This window comes from Mucilaginibacter psychrotolerans (assembly GCF_004519315.1).
GTDB classification, from domain to species: domain Bacteria; phylum Bacteroidota; class Bacteroidia; order Sphingobacteriales; family Sphingobacteriaceae; genus Mucilaginibacter; species Mucilaginibacter psychrotolerans.
The window spans coordinates 115710-131943 of record NZ_SOZE01000013.1 but is presented as its reverse complement, the minus strand read 5'-3'; the positions used below and the strand labels follow the sequence as shown (position 1 = coordinate 131943).

At 47.4% G+C, this 16234-nt stretch carries 12 protein-coding genes; 6 read left to right on the top strand and 6 right to left on the bottom strand.

Annotated features, from left to right (window positions below; genetic code table 11):
* Window positions 1-27: 27 nt before the first annotated feature.
* On the bottom strand, window positions 28-1107 hold the full coding sequence (rhaT, locus tag E2R66_RS14345) for an L-rhamnose/proton symporter RhaT (protein WP_133231877.1): 1080 nt from the start codon (window positions 1105-1107) through the stop codon (window positions 28-30).
* 139 nt (window positions 1108-1246) lie between these two features.
* Window positions 1247-2272, bottom strand: coding sequence for a GntR family transcriptional regulator (locus E2R66_RS14340; protein ID WP_133231875.1), 1026 nt, complete (start codon window positions 2270-2272; stop codon window positions 1247-1249).
* 327 nt (window positions 2273-2599) lie between these two features.
* On the opposite strand from E2R66_RS14340, the gene E2R66_RS14335 reads away from it, so the two are divergent.
* The 6 genes from E2R66_RS14335 (at window position 2600) to E2R66_RS14310 (ending at window position 7653) form a co-directional block, all read left to right on the top strand.
* Window positions 2600-3532, top strand: coding sequence for an outer membrane protein assembly factor BamD (locus E2R66_RS14335; protein ID WP_133231873.1), 933 nt, complete (start codon window positions 2600-2602; stop codon window positions 3530-3532).
* A 26-nt stretch (window positions 3533-3558) separates the two neighbouring features.
* Window positions 3559-3891 (top strand): DNA-directed RNA polymerase subunit omega, encoded by a 333-nt coding sequence (locus E2R66_RS14330; RefSeq protein ID WP_133231871.1) that lies wholly within the window; start codon window positions 3559-3561, stop codon window positions 3889-3891.
* A 130-nt stretch (window positions 3892-4021) separates the two neighbouring features.
* Complete coding sequence (gene coaBC / locus E2R66_RS14325) at window positions 4022-5224, top strand: bifunctional phosphopantothenoylcysteine decarboxylase/phosphopantothenate--cysteine ligase CoaBC (protein WP_192901975.1); 1203 nt, start codon at window positions 4022-4024, stop codon at window positions 5222-5224.
* A gap of 419 nt (window positions 5225-5643) precedes the next feature.
* Window positions 5644-6534 carry a type IX secretion system protein PorD gene (porD, locus tag E2R66_RS14320; protein WP_240049320.1) on the top strand — a complete coding sequence of 297 codons (891 nt, stop codon included), beginning with the start codon at window positions 5644-5646 and terminating at the stop codon, window positions 6532-6534.
* A gap of 229 nt (window positions 6535-6763) precedes the next feature.
* Window positions 6764-7042, top strand: a complete 279-nt coding sequence (locus E2R66_RS14315) for a DUF4342 domain-containing protein (protein ID WP_133231865.1) — start codon at window positions 6764-6766, stop codon at window positions 7040-7042.
* The gene (locus E2R66_RS14310) at window positions 7042-7653 is read left to right on the top strand and encodes a hypothetical protein (RefSeq protein ID WP_133231863.1); all 612 of its coding nucleotides are present in this window, start codon (window positions 7042-7044) and stop codon (window positions 7651-7653) included. The genes E2R66_RS14315 and E2R66_RS14310 overlap by 1 nt, the downstream gene beginning before the upstream one ends.
* 30 nt (window positions 7654-7683) lie before the next feature.
* On the opposite strand, the gene E2R66_RS14305 is transcribed toward E2R66_RS14310, so the two are convergent.
* The 4 genes from E2R66_RS14305 to E2R66_RS14290 all read right to left on the bottom strand — a co-directional run bounded on the left by E2R66_RS14305 (window position 7684) and on the right by E2R66_RS14290 (window position 16179).
* Entirely contained in the window at window positions 7684-7986 is a 303-nt protein-coding gene (locus E2R66_RS14305) for a DUF1330 domain-containing protein (protein WP_133231861.1), read from the bottom strand.
* Window positions 7987-8225: 239 nt separating this feature from the next.
* Window positions 8226-8651: an aspartyl protease family protein gene (locus tag E2R66_RS14300; RefSeq protein WP_133231859.1), complete on the bottom strand. Its 426-nt coding sequence runs from the start codon at window positions 8649-8651 to the stop codon at window positions 8226-8228.
* A 149-nt stretch (window positions 8652-8800) separates the two neighbouring features.
* Window positions 8801-11059 carry a translocation and assembly module lipoprotein TamL gene (gene tamL / locus E2R66_RS14295; RefSeq protein ID WP_133231857.1) on the bottom strand — a complete coding sequence of 753 codons (2259 nt, stop codon included), beginning with the start codon at window positions 11057-11059 and terminating at the stop codon, window positions 8801-8803.
* Window positions 11056-16179, bottom strand: coding sequence for a translocation/assembly module TamB domain-containing protein (locus E2R66_RS14290; RefSeq protein WP_133231855.1), 5124 nt, complete (start codon window positions 16177-16179; stop codon window positions 11056-11058). The genes tamL and E2R66_RS14290 overlap by 4 nt, the downstream gene beginning before the upstream one ends.
* Window positions 16180-16234: the final 55 nt, after the last annotated feature.

Genomic DNA, 16234 nt, shown 5'->3' with positions numbered 1-16234 from the left:
TGTGTAAGGAGTCACTAAATACGCCCACTATTTAAGGGAATTACCGTAGCCTACTATCAATACTGAGACGATGATGGTAGCAATGCCTGCGATAACCGTGTACCGGGCTTTTTTCCCCACGCCTTTCCACTCGTTAAGCAGCAGTCCCCAGGCATTGGCAATAAGGATGATGAAGGCCATGTGCAGTATCCATGAGCTGGCACCGTTGCCCATTTTACTTTCGCCCATGCCGTAGAAGAAGAATTGCAGAAACCAGGTAGTACCGGCCAGGGCCGAGAAAAGGTAGTTCTTCAGCAGCGGTTTCTGCTTATCGGTATAATTGCCGAAGGTTTTGTTGCGTGCGTTCAATATCATGCACCATACAAAATTGGTGCTCAGCCCACCCCAGAGTATAACCACATAGGTAACATTGTTTTGGTACAGGAAGTTGCCGCCACCGGGGTGCGCCGCTTTCCACACCTCGTTGGCAGTATCGGCCATGGATTTACCGGCCTCTATACCAAAGTTGAAGCAGGCGCTCAACACGCCCGATACGATAGCCACAAATATGCCCAGCCCGAAACGGTAATCTTTATTGTCGGCCACATCGGCACGGCCTTTTGCCAGGTCGGCTTCTTTCAAAGTACCTGCCCTGCCGCAAATGATGATGCCGATAACGCATACCACTATACCAGCAAGCACCCATTGCCCCCAGGGGTTGTGCAGCATCATGCTAAAAGTATCTTTACCCACTTTTGGGTAAAAATTATAATATACCGAGGGGATAATAGAACCGAACACCGCGCAAAGGCCCAATATAATGGTACTGCCCAACGACACGCCGAGGTACCGAACGCCCAACCCGTAGGTAAGTCCGCCAATCCCCCACAGCAAGCCGAAGAAATAGGTAAGTAGTAGTATTTGCCCGTCGGTAGCTTTAATGATATCGGCAAAATGCGGAATGGTAATCCAGGCTGCAATAGGCGGTACAATGAGCCATGAGAAAATACCGCCTACTATCCAGAAGCTTTCCCAGGCCCAGCCTTTCACCTTCTTATAAGGGATATAAAAACTGCCCGAAGCGAAGCCACCTATGAAGTGGAACACTACACCTAAAATTACCTGCATGATTTAAAACTTGGTTGGGTTTATAATATACCGGCAAAATAGGGTTAAGCATTCGCACAACCGTCCTCAACTATCCCCCTCGCGTCAGACTAAGATTCCACGGTAACTTTCACGGAAAAACACAGAAAAGCACAGAAATTTAAAGGGAGTTTCGGTTGATTACCCGGAACGGAATAACGATATGCCCTGTAGAATTATTGAGTACCAACTCGGCGGCTTTCTCGCCCATTAGCTTAAAATCGGTAGAGATGGTGGTGATGCCGTTGAGGATAACCCGTTTTATGGGCGTTTCGTTGTAGGATATCACGCCAACATCGGTACCCACAGTAAATTTGGAAAGTATGAGCTGTTCGATCAGTTCCACCAAATCGGCCTCGGTTAGGTTGATGTAGGCGGTACCTTTTTTGATTACCTCACCCTCCAGCGAGGGAATAACCTGATAATCAAAGGCATATTCCCGACAAAAACCGAGGAAGCCGGAGAGGATATCTTTGGAAAAGTACGAATGCTCGGGGAAGATGATTTTGAGGGTGTGGTATTTGGCCAGCTTATCCAGCAGTAAATGTAGTGCCTGGTATATATCGCGCGCAAAATCCTCATATACAGCACCAAACTCGCCCGTTACGCCCGGTTCCAGTTTATCCATCAGTATCAGTTTTTCCTTCGGAATGGTATTGATCACCTCGTTAGCGCGGCCCGCACTTTCAATAAAATGGGGGATGATGACAAACTTATCGTAGCTATTGATCTTATCTGCAATAAGCTTTTTGAAGAAGTTGAAATCGTTATTGTAAATGTAAAAATCGATAGCTGCGTGGCCACCCAGTGTATCGGCAAAGGCATCGTACATGATCTTCTTGTGGCTGCTCAGCTTATTAAAAAGCAGCATCACCTTCAGCGGCTGCTTAAACTGGTGCCCGGTGATGAAGTAGCCTTTGCCTGCCACAGATTCCACCACCTTCATTTTCTTGAGCTCTTTGTAGGCCCGCTCCACGGTATTGCGCGAGCATTCCAGCGCAGTGCTGAAATCGTTTATCGAAGGCAATATATCACCCAGCTCTATGCTGCCCAGCTCTATGCCCCGCAAAATAGAATTTACCAATTGCGCGTACTTGGGCGTAATAGAGTATTCATCAATAGCTACTATCTTCAGGAAGTTCTTCATACCAATGAGCCAAAGCTATAAACATTTATGGCATGCCGCCATAAAACGCGCAAAAAACGCCCCGGATATCATCCCGGGGCATTGCAAATTCAACTAACTACCAATCAAAAAATCAATACCCCCCGCCCCAACCGTTAAAAGATGTTAAATACAGGCACCATATATGCAAGGAGCGGAAACCTCGTTATATATTCGTCCGTTGGAGCAGTTCCACTGGCGTGCACTGTAGCAACACTAACAGAAATGGGAATGTAGAACTTAAAATGCAATCCCTGGACTACTAAATAAATAATTGACTGATTTATAATATTCAACTATCTTTGCAAAATGTTTAAAAAGCAACTTCACTTTGTTTCGGGCGTAATGCTGTTATTACTTATTGCCCTTGGCAGTTGTAAAAGCAAGTACGAGAAACTAAAAGCGAGTAACGATAACGCTAAGAAATACTCCGAAGCGGTAAAGTTTTATAACAAAAAGGATTACAGCAAGGCCCTCGGCTTATTTGAGGACCTGGTTACCATTTACCGCGGTCGCGCGGGAGCTGAAGATCTTTATTACTACTACGCTTATACTAACTACAAACTGAAGGACTATACCTCGGCACGTTACCATTTCAAAACGTTTGCCGACACCTACCCTACCAGCCCGCGTGCAGAGGAATGCCGCTTTATTGCCGCCTATTGCTTTTACCTCGATTCGCCTATATACTCGCTGGATCAGGAGAACACCACCAAAGCTATCGAAAGCCTGCAGTTGTTCATTAACCTTTACCCTAAGAGCGACCGCGTTACCGAGGCAAGCAAACTGATACAGAACCTGCGGGACAAATTAGAACGCAAGGCTTACGAAAACGCTAAGCTTTACCTAACCATTGGCGATTTCCAGGCAGCAACTATTGCTTTCAATAACACCCTGCGCGATTACCCGGACACCAAGTACGCGGAAGAGCTTGAGTTTTTAACCATAAGGGCGCAGTACAAATATGCAGAGGTGAGCAGCGAGCAACGTCAGGAAGAACGTTTCGGCCTGGTTATAACCTCCGCCGATCAGTTTACTGAAAAATACCCGGCCAGCAAATACTTAAAAGATGCTACCGATTATAAAAAAGACAGCGAGCAGGGCATCATAACTGCAAAAAGGATACTTGCCGAACTGGCTTTCAACCCAAAACTGGCGGCCAAAGTAGCTAATAAAGATACTACCGCCGGCGCACAGCCGCCATCTATAAAAGATAGGGATAAGCAGAAAATACCAAATTAATACATAAAGAATTTTAAATAACAAATATGAGCACTACCAACACCACTAAGCCAGCTGTAGCCAGCAGCACCGTAACACGTGACCTGCGTGAACTGGATGTGAAAACCGACAATATTTATGAGTCGCTCGTAATTATGTCAAAAAGGGCAAACCAGATATCCAACAACATAAAAGAAGAGTTACACCAGAAACTGTCTGAGTTTGCATCTGCAAACGATAACCTGGAAGAAGTTTTCGAAAACCGCGAGCAGATAGAGATATCTAAATACTACGAAAAATTGCCTAAACCTACTTTGGTAGCCGTTCAGGAATTTTTAGAGGATAAGGTTTACTACCGCAACCCGGCAAAAGAAGTATAAAAGGCGCAAGCCCCCCACCCCCCTGAAGGGGGAGCTTTTGACTTGCACGTTTTTTTTAAAACTCCCTATGGGAGTTTTTTTGTTACTTTTACTTTTGCTCCCCCTTTAGGGGGCTGGGGGGCTTGCCATTATGTTAGAAAACAAGAAAGTTATTTTAGGAGTTTGCGGCAGCATAGCAGCTTATAAAACGGCCACGCTGGTGCGTCTTTTGGTTAAGGCCGGTGCGCAGGTACAGGTGGTGATGACGCCCGATGCGACCAACTTCATTACCCCACTCACGCTCTCTACCCTATCTAAACGCCCTGTTTACAGCGAATACTTCAAGCCCGAAACCGGCGAGTGGAACAACCACGTTGACCTTGGCCTTTGGGGCGATTTGATGATCATAGCCCCCGCCAGTGCCAACACCATGGCCAAAATGGCAGGCGGATTGGTGGATAACCTGCTTACCGCCGTGTACCTATCGGCAAAATGCCCGGTGTACTTTGCCCCCGCTATGGACCTGGATATGTGGAAGCATAACGCCACGCAGGATAATATCGGCAGGATACAGACTTTCGGTAATATCCTGATACCGCCTGGTAGCGGCGAACTGGCCAGCGGTTTACATGGCGAAGGCCGCATGGCCGAGCCAGAAGAAATTGTGGCTTTTATAGAGGCTGACATCAAACAGAAGCTCCCCTTAATCAATAAAAAAGTGCTGGTTACAGCCGGGCCTACCTACGAGGCGATAGATCCCGTGCGTTTCATTGGCAACCACTCATCTGGTAAAATGGGTTTTGCCATAGCCGATGAATTGGCGGCGCTTGGTGCCGATGTTACCCTGGTAGCCGGCCCTACCGCCCAGCAAAGCCGGCAGCGGGGCATCAGGCGAATTGATGTTACCAGCGCGGCCGATATGCTGCGCGAATGCCTCGCCAATTTCGATAGTGCCGACGGCTGCATCATGAGCTCTGCCGTAGCAGACTATACGCCGGTTGAGGTGTCTACCCAAAAAATAAAAAAGCAGGACGGTGGCCTGAGCATCGAACTGAAAAAAACTACCGACATATTAAAAACTCTTGGCCAGCAAAAACGCGCCGGCCAGGTGTTGGTTGGCTTCGCGCTGGAAACCAATAATGAGGAAGAATATGCTATCGCTAAGCTGAAAAGCAAAAACCTGGATATGATTGTGCTGAACTCGCTTAACGATGCCGGTGCAGGTTTTAAAGGCGATACCAACAAAATTACCATGATCGACAGCGCCCTGGTGAAAACCACCTTCGGCCTGAAAAATAAAAATGAGGTTGCCAGGGATATTTGTGCTAAATTTATCCAACTGCTAAAACCATGAAACGCTGCCTGCTCAAAAACCCCACAAGGAAATCGCTTTTTTTACAGAATGCGAGCCATGGCCCGTGCGATTCCCCTCTTGAGAGGGGTGGAGGGGTGTGTTTGGCGTTAGGATTTGTGGCTAACACACCCCTGCTCGGCCTGTCGCTCGCATATTTGACTCACCCCGACTACGCTTTCGCTGATCGACCCTCTCTGCTGCGCAAAGAGGGTGAAGAAAATAAAGAAAAAAATCGCCCCAATTTCTCCCCCTCTTTCGGAACGAGAGAGGGGGCGGGGGGTGAGTCGACTGGCGACGCGGACATAACAACCGTATTTAGAACGCTCAAGAATAATCAATTGCGAGATCATGCGTCGAGCGGACAGCCCTTTAAATTCCTTAAGTTGGCGGCAATGACCTCGAGAGGGGAACAAAAAATCTTGAAAACGTTTTTTCTGCTCATCGCCCTTTTGCTTTGCTGCTGCCTTGCGCAGGCGCAGGATTTGAACGCGCGGGTAAAAATACTTACGCCCAAGATACAGGTTAGCAACAAACGTGTTTTCAGTACGCTGGAAACCGCCATGAAAGATTTTTTGAACGGCCGCAAATGGGCCGCAGACGCCATTGCGCCCAACGAACGCATCAGTTGCAACTTTGTACTGAACATTACCAGTTGGGATGGCGGCAGCAATTTCAGCGGTGAGCTGCAGGTGCAATCGTCGCGCCCGGTATACAACTCCAGCTATACCAGCACGCTGCTTAATGTTAACGACAGGGATGTAGATTTTAGCTATACCGAGGGCCAAACCATCGATTTCAGCGATCAGAATTTCCAGAACAATCTCAGCTCGGTAATGGCTTTTTATGCTTACGTCATCGTGGGCTTAGATTATGATTCCTTTTCGCGCTACGGCGGCAGCCAATATTTCGCGCAAGCGCAAACCGTGGTTACCAACGCCCAAACCGCATCATTTAAAGGCTGGAAGGCATTCGACAGCAACCTTAACCGCTACTGGCTATCAGAGAACCTGAACAACAAGCTATACAACGGCCTCCGCAGTTTTATTTACGATTACCACCGCAACGGGTTGGATATGATGGCCAATAACGCTGTGCTGGCCCGCAAATCTATCAGTGCGATATTACCGCAGCTCACCCAGGTAGATCGTAAACGTATCGGCTCCTATTTCCCACTGGCGTTTTTTACGGCTAAAGATGATGAGTTTGTCTCTATCTTCAGCAAAGCCTTCGGCCCCGAAAAGGCCCAAGCCATGAATATACTGTTGCAAGCCGACCCGAGCAACGGTAATAAATACGAGACGTTGAAGTAGAGACGAAGCTTGGCCCCCCAGCCCCCTGAAGGGGGAGCTTTTGATTTGCATGATATTATTAAAACTCCCTACGGGAGTTTTTTGTTTACTTTTACTTTTGCTCCCCCTTTAGGGGGCCGGGGCTAAAATTTATTCCCCCTTCAGGGGGGCAGGGGGCGTAACAAATCCGTCCTCCTCCAGTCCAATAATAAAAACGCGAAAACATTTAAAACCAAATACCTATAATATCATGGCATCAAAAGAATCATTCTCTATCAATGGAGAGAGCATCCTAAAAAAAGTAAAAGAACTTATTGCAGAAGGCAACGTAACCAAAATTACGATTACCGATAGTCACGGTAAAGAAGTGATGAGTTTCCCGGTTAACTACGGCCTGGTTGGGCTGTTGGTAGCACCTATTTTTGCAGCGGTAGGCGCAGCAGCGGCACTGTTAACTGAGTGTACCATCACCGTAGAGCGCAAAGGCGATACGCCGGAGGAGAAAGAAGACGTTACTAAGTTTGATTAATGCTGAAACCGAAACGAGCTTTTATTTTGCAATTGCCTATTAATGCTCGAGCGAAATCAAATAAAACTTCAGCAGCCGCATCAAAAAAAAAGGCCGCCATTAAAGATATTTCGTACTTTAAAAGCGGCCTTTTTGCTTTAGTATTTTTGGGAATTTTGGCAGGCCTTACTTTTTGGATAAATTTATCCGAGAAGGATTTAGTAGCGACAGGCGTAGATGTCGCGGGCACCATTAGCGATGCAGGCGGTAACAGCCTAACCGTATCCTATAATTTTAACGGCAGGCGTTACAAAGCAGTTGGGTCAGTCCCTCATCGGTCAATAGAAAACGGGGAAGTGTACAACGTAAAAATCAATCCACATAACCCGAAGGACTTCTCCATCCAGTTTTGGAAACCTATATTTAAAACCGGAGACTTTGCTAAAGGGAAATTAAATTCCATTGATAAACTCTGGTTTAGTAATCATGTTAAATTCAGTTACACGGTACATGGGGAAGCTTTTTACCGCATTCAGACCTTACCCCCGTCCCTTTCTATAGACTCATTAACTTCCGCTATTTTACTATATAACAGAGACACACCGTCGACAGCGTATTTGCTCTTCAAGTAAAAAAACGAGGCTATCATAATGGCCTCAGCGTCACAACACCATGCCTTCAATCAATATAATCTTCTCAACTGCCCTGTCCTTCATTTCCATAAAAGCCAGGCGTTTGGGGTCGGTTTTATAGCCCTCAAAATCGGCTTTGCTGCCGAAGGTTACTAAATGGATTTCGTAAGGCAATGGCTCGCTATTCTCTACGAATGCCTCGGCATCCGGCCTGATGCGGTACACCAGCACGCCGTTGTGCAGCTGCAATAGCGGTAATACCTTGTCCTCAAATGCGTGAAACTCCTCTTCGCAGCCGGGTTTTATAAAAATGAGTTGTGTGTAGTGAAGCATTGGGATAAATTGTTGCAATGTTTAAATTCCACTGTAAATTTTTAAAAAAAATTGCGGAAATTTCCTTAGGCAGTCGCAGGTTTTCGCTTGTGACACACTTGAATAGTAAACTATGCAGATTGAAATGCAAGGCCGCTCTGCTAAGCTGCCACAAGCCGGGAGGCTTGCGGCAGCTTAGCTCAACCGCTCTCAACCCCGTATTCTGAAAATTCTTTAATCCTGTAAATTCTGGTTCAGACTTATTTCAGCACCAACACCTTTTTCCCAAAATCAATCACCGCTTTATGCTTCACCAAAATATCGCTGCCTACAACACCCAGCACTTCGGGGTGGCCCAATTGGCTGTAGGCGATGTTGATGGTAGATAAATCCAGCACGGCTACTTCTATCTCGGGGATGAGCAAGCTACCAATCCAAAGATTCTGGATAAGGGCCGTGGCCGATTCCATACTGTTGGTGCCCAACCCCGTAGATAAATGCTCGCTGGCGGTTATGACCGCATTTTCGTTTGCTGCCAGAAGCAATTCCCTGTCGAAAGCCGTGCGTGATGCACCGGTATCTAAAACTACTTTAAATGGCTGATTGAAGAGCATGATATCCAGCAATGGATGAAATCCATCGCCGTGCAAATCAATCATTTGCAGCGGTACAGTAATCTTGGTCATTGGGTCATTGGATCATTGGGTCATTGGGTCATTGGGTCATTGGGTCATTGGGTCATTGGGTCATTAATTTGACTCGGCAACCTTCGGCAGTTACAAAATTAATCCCCCAATCAAAAATTCAATAATTCATTAATTCATTAAATCAATAATTAAAACGGATAACCTATCGCAATGTTGAGGATGGCGTTATTGAAATTTAAAGGTACACTACGGCTTCCGTTGCTGTTAGTATAGGGTGTAATCAACGGGAAACCAAGGTCGGTACGCAATACCAATACCGTGGCATCAAACCTTAGGCCGAAACCCGCGTCTACAGCCATCTGGCTCAGGAAATTGGGGCCGAAGGTACCGCCTGCCTGATGTGTTTTGGCGTTCCAAACGTTACCGGCATCGGCAAACAAGGCACCGTAAACAATGCTGAAAAGCCGCGTACGGTATTCCAGGTTGGCCTCCAGCTTAATATCACCCGATTGATCGGCAATGAAGCCGCCATTGAGCGAACTGGCATCAACCGTTCCCGGCCCTAAAGAGCGTGCCCTGAAACCTCTGAGGCTGTTAGGCCCGCCGATAAAGAACTGCTGGTTGTATGGCAAAATGGTAGAGTTGCCGTATGGCAGGCCCAGGCCCACCAATACCCTTGCTGCAATCTTACTACCCACGCCTAGTTTGTGGAAGAACCGTAACTCGGTCTCCAATTTGGCGTATTGGTTAAATGTGGTGCCCAGGAATTTTTTGTCCTTCCCAGCCAGAGTATCGGCACCTGTAAGCAATCCGTAGATGTTGTTAGATAAGCTTAGCTTACCACGGTAAAAAATGCTATTGGTGCGGTAATCCTCGGTAGTATTATCGTAGGTGTACGCATAGCTTGGGCCCCAGGTAAATTGCGGGTCTATCACGTGTTTAAGCGCCGGATTACGATTGTTTGGGTTGTTGATGCTATCCGTGTATAGCTGGCTTACATTACGCGGTTTAACATACGTTATCTCCAGCAAATTGAGCTCGTTGAGCTTGTGCGGACTAGTCTTGAACTGGTACCCGAACGATCCGCTGAACGAGTTGAGCGAGTACAATTTACTACGCACAACCGATGTATAATTGAGCGTAAGCGTAGTGCGCGGTATGTAAGCATTATCGCCCTTAAGATTGAACGGCCCGATGATGCGCGGCCAGGAAACCGAAGGCTGTATACCATACTGGAACACATTGAAGCCACCGTTTTGCCCGCCCACCTGCACATCTGTACTGGCAAAAAGGGTAACTGCAAACAGTTCACCGCCTTTAAAGGCGTTGCGGTTTTTCCAGTTGAGGTTTATTTGCGAACCGGTGTAGCTTGCAGATGTAGTACGGCCCAATAGCTCCAACTGCAAGGATTTGCGTTTGTACGGCGTAAGGAAGTAGTAAACATCCAGCTTCGGTGAATCGGGTGTTACATCCTCGAAACGGTTTTTTACGTATTGGTAAGGCCCCAGGTTGATGAACCTGTTGAGCGAATTATTATGCGTGGTGCGGCTGTAGGTATCGTTGGGATGCAGCAATACTGTATTGGCAAATATAAAAGGTCGCACGCTTTTGCGTGGATCTATCAGGTTATACCAACGGTATGGCACAGCCTGATCCAGCTTTAGCGTGGTATCGCGCAACGAGTAGTTAGGATACACATAAATATTGCGGATGGTGTAGATTTCCCGGGCCCTTTCTGAAGTAGTAGGCTTGATGCTTACGATAAGGTCTACCTGGTGGTTGATGATGGTGCTATCTACCTTGATAATCAGCTGCTCGGGTGCGAAGAAGAAGAATCCCTCCTCTTTTAAGCGAGCGTCGATGCGTATCCGTTCAGATTTAATCACATCCAGGTTGTACTTATCGCCAACTTTCAACAATGTTTGCTTCATGGTGCCCCTTACGGCGGTATCCAAACTGTTATCCGTAGCCATAGGGAACGCCACATTGCGGATGGTGTACGCCGGCCCTGCAGCTACCGTAAACTCGGCCCTTGCGGTTTTAGGCTTGCCGATGGTATCGCCCAGTACGGTGGATTGGAAATAGCTCTCGTTTTGCAGGCGGCTTTGCATAATGCTACTATTCTTCTCCAGATTTACCTGGCTCACGAATACCGGTGGCTCGCCATACTTGCTTAAGAATTTTTGGATGAAGCCTTTACGCGCTTTGGTTTTATAATATAGCCACAGTTTTATGCGCAAGCCCAATAGTTTCGCGTTTGGCTGCGGGCGTATCAATGTCTTCAATTCGGCGCTGATGGCTTTGGCATCGGCTTTTTTAATGTCCTTATCAGCCACTTTCACCGTGCCGCCCGTGTACAGTTTCTCGCCTTTGGGCAGGTATTTGGTGGTACTGCAAGCACTTAGCAGCGCTGTGACTAACAGTAGGTATGTTATGCGTTTTATCATTGTGTAGTTGTCGTCTGCGTCCTTGCCCTGTCTTCTTTATCTTTTTGCTGCGATGCTTTATCCTGCGCATCTTTCAGTTTCTGCTCCTGGTTATAGCGCTTACGCATCTCTTTCTCTGCATCGGTACGTTTACGGAAAATCTCGCGGAAGCGGTTATAATCAACCGTGAGCGAAAAACCCAGCCCGGTTTCGACGATTTGCCCTTGTATCACCACGTACTCGTCTTTTCGGTAAGCGCGTAACGAATAGCGGCCATCTTTGCTCAGCTTATAATTAACCGATACGTTGCCCGCTATGTTAGATGTTTTTTGCCCCTGTTGCGCCCCCTCCAGGTTGAAGTTATTGCCAACCGATACAGTAAGCCTGTCGTTAAGGAAGCGTTTGGATACCCCTATGTTCAGGTCCGTTCGGTTCTGGGCCGTGCCCGAGGAGTAGTCCTGCCCCGAGGTTAAACCGAAATCCAGGTCTACGCCTGAGATGAGGCCGCCAGCAAGATTATTCAATTGATCGGTAAGTAAGCTGCTCACGCTGTTGCGGATGGCCCCCTCTACCCCTGCACTCCCGCCCTGGCTTTGCAGCGGGTTATCGCCAATAAAGTGGCCCAGCACCAGTACGCCCAGCACTTGTTTGTTCAGTTCGTTAGGGTCTTGCCTTATCTGGTTAAGGCGGGTGTTCACGGTTGTTGTTACTTCGCCGGATACATTGTAGTTGCTATCGGGCAGGGTAATATCGAAACTGATTTCGGGTTTCATTAACTCGTTACGCAGGTTGAGGTCTACGTTGAAAGGCAGCTTTTGCTTGTACTGCGTATTGTTGGCATCGCCAAGCTGACTGGCCACCAGATCAATAGGCGGCACGTTGGCTACGTAAATGGCCGTAAGGTTGATGTTCGCGCTGGTGGGGTCACCCGTCCAGGTGATGGTACTACCCTGCTTAAAGTTAAATTTGCGGCTCACCGTTGCGTACTGCAAATTGTACGAACCCTGGTTCACTACGTAGGTACCCGTAAGGCTGGTTTTCCCGCTGGGGTCTATACTTCCACTAAGATGGGCCTCGCCTTTAAGGTTCACAACGTCGCCGTTGCGCTCATCTATTACTATAGTGAAATTGGCGTTCTTGTCAATGTTCACCACGGCGGTTACGTCGAGGCCGCGCAGCTCCGATTTTTTAAGCGAATCCAACTGTTTGGCCAGCAGGATAGAGTCCATCCTGGGCGCGCTTTGGTCTATGAATTCCACCACCCCTTCGCGGTCTTCTGCAGCCGGATCGGCAGTGGGCAGCACAAAAACCATATCTGTTTTCTCGTTTACAGTGAGGTTGGCATCAACGATTGGTTTGGCCATATCGCCGCGTATCTTCACGTTGGCATCCATGAATAATTTACCGTAAAACAGTTGGTTATCTGCCTTGGTAGAATTGATCATCCGGAAGTTGTCTGCCCGGATATCCATGCCGAATTTGAAATCGGTATAGGTTTTGGTATAGATCGATCCGGTGATGATGGCCTTATTATTGGTAGAATCTACAAGGGTAAAATCATTGAAGCGGATACCCTCGTCGTTGAACGTGATGCTCTCCTTGGGCATGGTAAAGTATGAGTTGAGCATAGATACGTTGAAGGCCACCTTATTGAAGTTGATATCGCCCCTTACTGCCGGTGCCGCCGTCGTTCCGGTTATTTTTAGTGCGCCGGTTATGTTTCCGCTGGAATTGCGGATGGCCCCGAAGCTGAATCCTTCTATGCTCTTCACGCCCAGATTAACAATGTTCAGGTTCATATCGAAACGGCCCTCGGGAGCGGTGTAATACATGCCGTTAAGGTCTACCTGGTTGCCTTTGCCCGTGATGCTCATCTGTGCGGCGTAGGCGTTTGCGGTTTGGTTATTTACCTTGAGCGCGATGTTGCCCACCGTATCGCCTTTAAAGTTGAAATCGCTAACGTTGATGGCCGCCTCGAACGCCGGCGATTTTTGGAAGTTGCTCACCACCGCATTGCCGTTGATGGTACCACCTACCAGCAAGGAATCCTGCTTAGCCATTTTGGTGATGGTCTCTATTTTGAAATTCTTAAAATCTACATTGATGGGTGCATTGTATTGGCCCGACGGTGTATTTATACTCAGCACCTGATTGCTATTGGTGAGGCTGAAATTGCGCGCCAGTATGCCTTTGTTGCCAAATTCCAGTGCGTTGTTGGGGTTAACGGCCCAGGCGGTATAATCCAACATTACACCATCCTGCAAAAAGCTGAACTGGTACTCGTTGGGTATTACGCTGAAAACGCCGGCAACTCGGTAACGCTCCTTTTTGGCGACATCGCGCACCTGCAGACTGATGCCCAATTTGTTGTTCTGTGCCGAGCCGGTTACGCTGGTGTATAATAAATCTAAAGAGGAGCCTACCTTTATCTCATCAACCGTAAGGCCGTAATTAAGCGCGTTATTGCCTGTGTTGATAGCCAGCTTCATGTTGTTTACGGTATTGGTACCATATATTACTTTTGGCATCGAGCCATTAACTACCAATTCGCCGGTAGTACTGTTGAAGCGGCCGTTTATCAATACCGGATCAAGCTGTTTCAGATCAGGCGCGAATTTATCTATCAACGGCGTTTTCACCAGCCGCGCATCAAACGTGAATTGCTGTGGAGAATATTTAACTTTTGCTGTTGGTGTGCCTGTGACCAGGTTGGTATTATAATATTTATTGATCACATCCAGCACGGCAGGGCCAACTTCTGTCAGTTTATACTTGCCGCCCATATGCGCATAAAACACAGGCGTTTTAAGGCGCAGGCTGCTACTATCGGCATTGGCGGTAGATATCAGGCTAACGGTATCTAAATTGACGCGCTTGCCTGCATTGTTTACCAGCAGTTCCGTCGCCATAATATTAGCGTTGAGGTAATCCGGGTCGGCGGTAGGCACATCGGCCACTATCTTCCCATGGAAACGCATCACATCCTTGGTAAAGCCCAGTTTCTGCAGATCGATGCTATCCACCATCAGCGTAGCGTTTACCGATGGATATTTCTTGTTCATGTTGGCCTTGGCATCCAGGCTAAAGTTGATGTTAGGGTCTATCATGCGGGCGTTGGCCACGTATGCACCGTTGCTGGCCGTGCCTTTCATCACCAGGTTTTTATAGGTATAGCCTTTAACATACGCGCTGGCCACATTGCCGTTGAACTTAAGGCTGGCGGTCTTCGGGTCGAGTCCGGCACCGCTAATGTTTGCGCTCATGGTCACCATACCCACCATCTGGGGTTGTTTAGTAAGCGCGCCCACGTTTAGGTTATTGGCCTTTATATTGGCCGAATAGGTTTCGCTGCCTTTGCGTTTTCCGCTTTTTAAGGCCGCTACCAAATCTACCGCACCATAGCTGCTGCGCAGTTGCATGTTGGTACCGAAGTTTTTCATGGTGCCTTTAAAGGTACCCTTCAGATTCATGTTGTCGGGAATACTCACCGTTGGCGGTATAGTGCCACTGGGCACCAGGCGAACAATATCGTTGCGACTGGTGCGAAAATCGTTAATAGTAAGGTCGAGATAAGCCTTATCCACATCGGGCAAGCCTTTGGCAATAGCAGATGCCTTGACATAAGTATTGCCAAAACCGCTTACCTCTACGTTGGGTATGCATAGATTATCCACCGTGCCGTTAACGCGGCCGTTTATTTTAAGCACCGTATTGGGCGATGATTTGAATGGTTCCATAGAAGCCATGGTAGGCATTAGCAACAATATATCGCGCAGGCCCAGTTTGCTGCCATCTAAATTGGCGTTGATGCTCAATTTACCCACGTTAGTGGCGAGTGCATCGATGGACGGATAGCCTACGATCAGTTCTTTTTGAATAACGGATGTGGGTGTCTCCGCAAGCAGATCTTTCAGGTACGCTCCTCTCGGGCCATAAAAAAAGCTGGTGTGGAACTTATTGAGCTTCAACCCACTTTTTTCGCTGAAGGTAACCGCATTTACCCTACCCGACAAGCTATCCGGATGGTAGGCCAGGTTTTCTATATCGGCATTCAGGTTTTTAATGCTCATGTGCGCAAAATCAAGCCCACGGGGTAAGGCTTTCTGTACATCGTTATCGAATTTGATGTTATCGTTCACCAAAGTTATCCTGCCCAGGTTGGCCGTCCACCCTTTAGCGGTTTGCCTGGCCGATACCAGGGTATCCAATTTTTTGATGGCCTTATCTACCGCCTTGGCAACGGTTTTCGGCTTGTCGAATATCAGCCCGGCATCGGTGTTGCTCAGCTCGATGGTTTTAACACCTACGTACTGGTTGCGCAGGTCTATCTTATCCATATTCACCAAAAACTTACCCAGGTTTACCGAGGCGGCCATCTCGCCGCTGCGGTAATCAACTTTCACTTTATCTACGTTTATCTCACCCAGGGTAAGATCCATATTAAGGGGGGTAACGGCGGTGTCGACCACAGCCGCTTGCGAAATAGATGACCCTGCCGGCGTCTGGATAATTTTGGCGTTCACCCCACTCAGGTTTATCTTAGGGATGGTAAACTTCATCTTATCCAGGTCGAAATCTTTGATGCGGGTATCGAAATGGCCCAGCAAGAATTTCACATCATTGCCCGTTGTCGCATCTTTATAGGTTACGTTTATCCGGTCTAAAATGATTTTGTCCAGCGAGAACTTCATGGTAGAAGCCGTATCGGCTGGCTTCACTTCTTTTTTCTGCTCGCCAACAAACGCCTTGATGATGTAATCGAAATTGAAGAGGCTATCTGGGCCACGACTTATCTTGGCAGTGATGCCTTCCAGGTTTATCTCGTTTACCTCTACCTTATTTTGCAGCAGCTTAAGCAGAGTAATATCTACTTTCAGCTTATCGCCTGCTATCAGGGTGTCTTTTTTCTGGTCCTCAAAATAAACATCCTCCAGCACCAGCAATTTGGGCAGGCCCAGGCTAATATGGCCTATCTCTACCCTGGTATGGATTTTATTTTGCAAAAAAGTAACCGCCTTATCTTTTGCATAGTTCTGCACGGCGGGTACCTGTATTAAAATAACTACAAGCAACACCAAAAAGATGACACTTGCAATTATCCAAAGTATTGTTTTGAGGGCTATACGTCCAAATCTTTCCAAATCCGTAGAGGTTAGGGTTGTTTCTTATACTTTTACAAATTATGTGCTAAAGTGT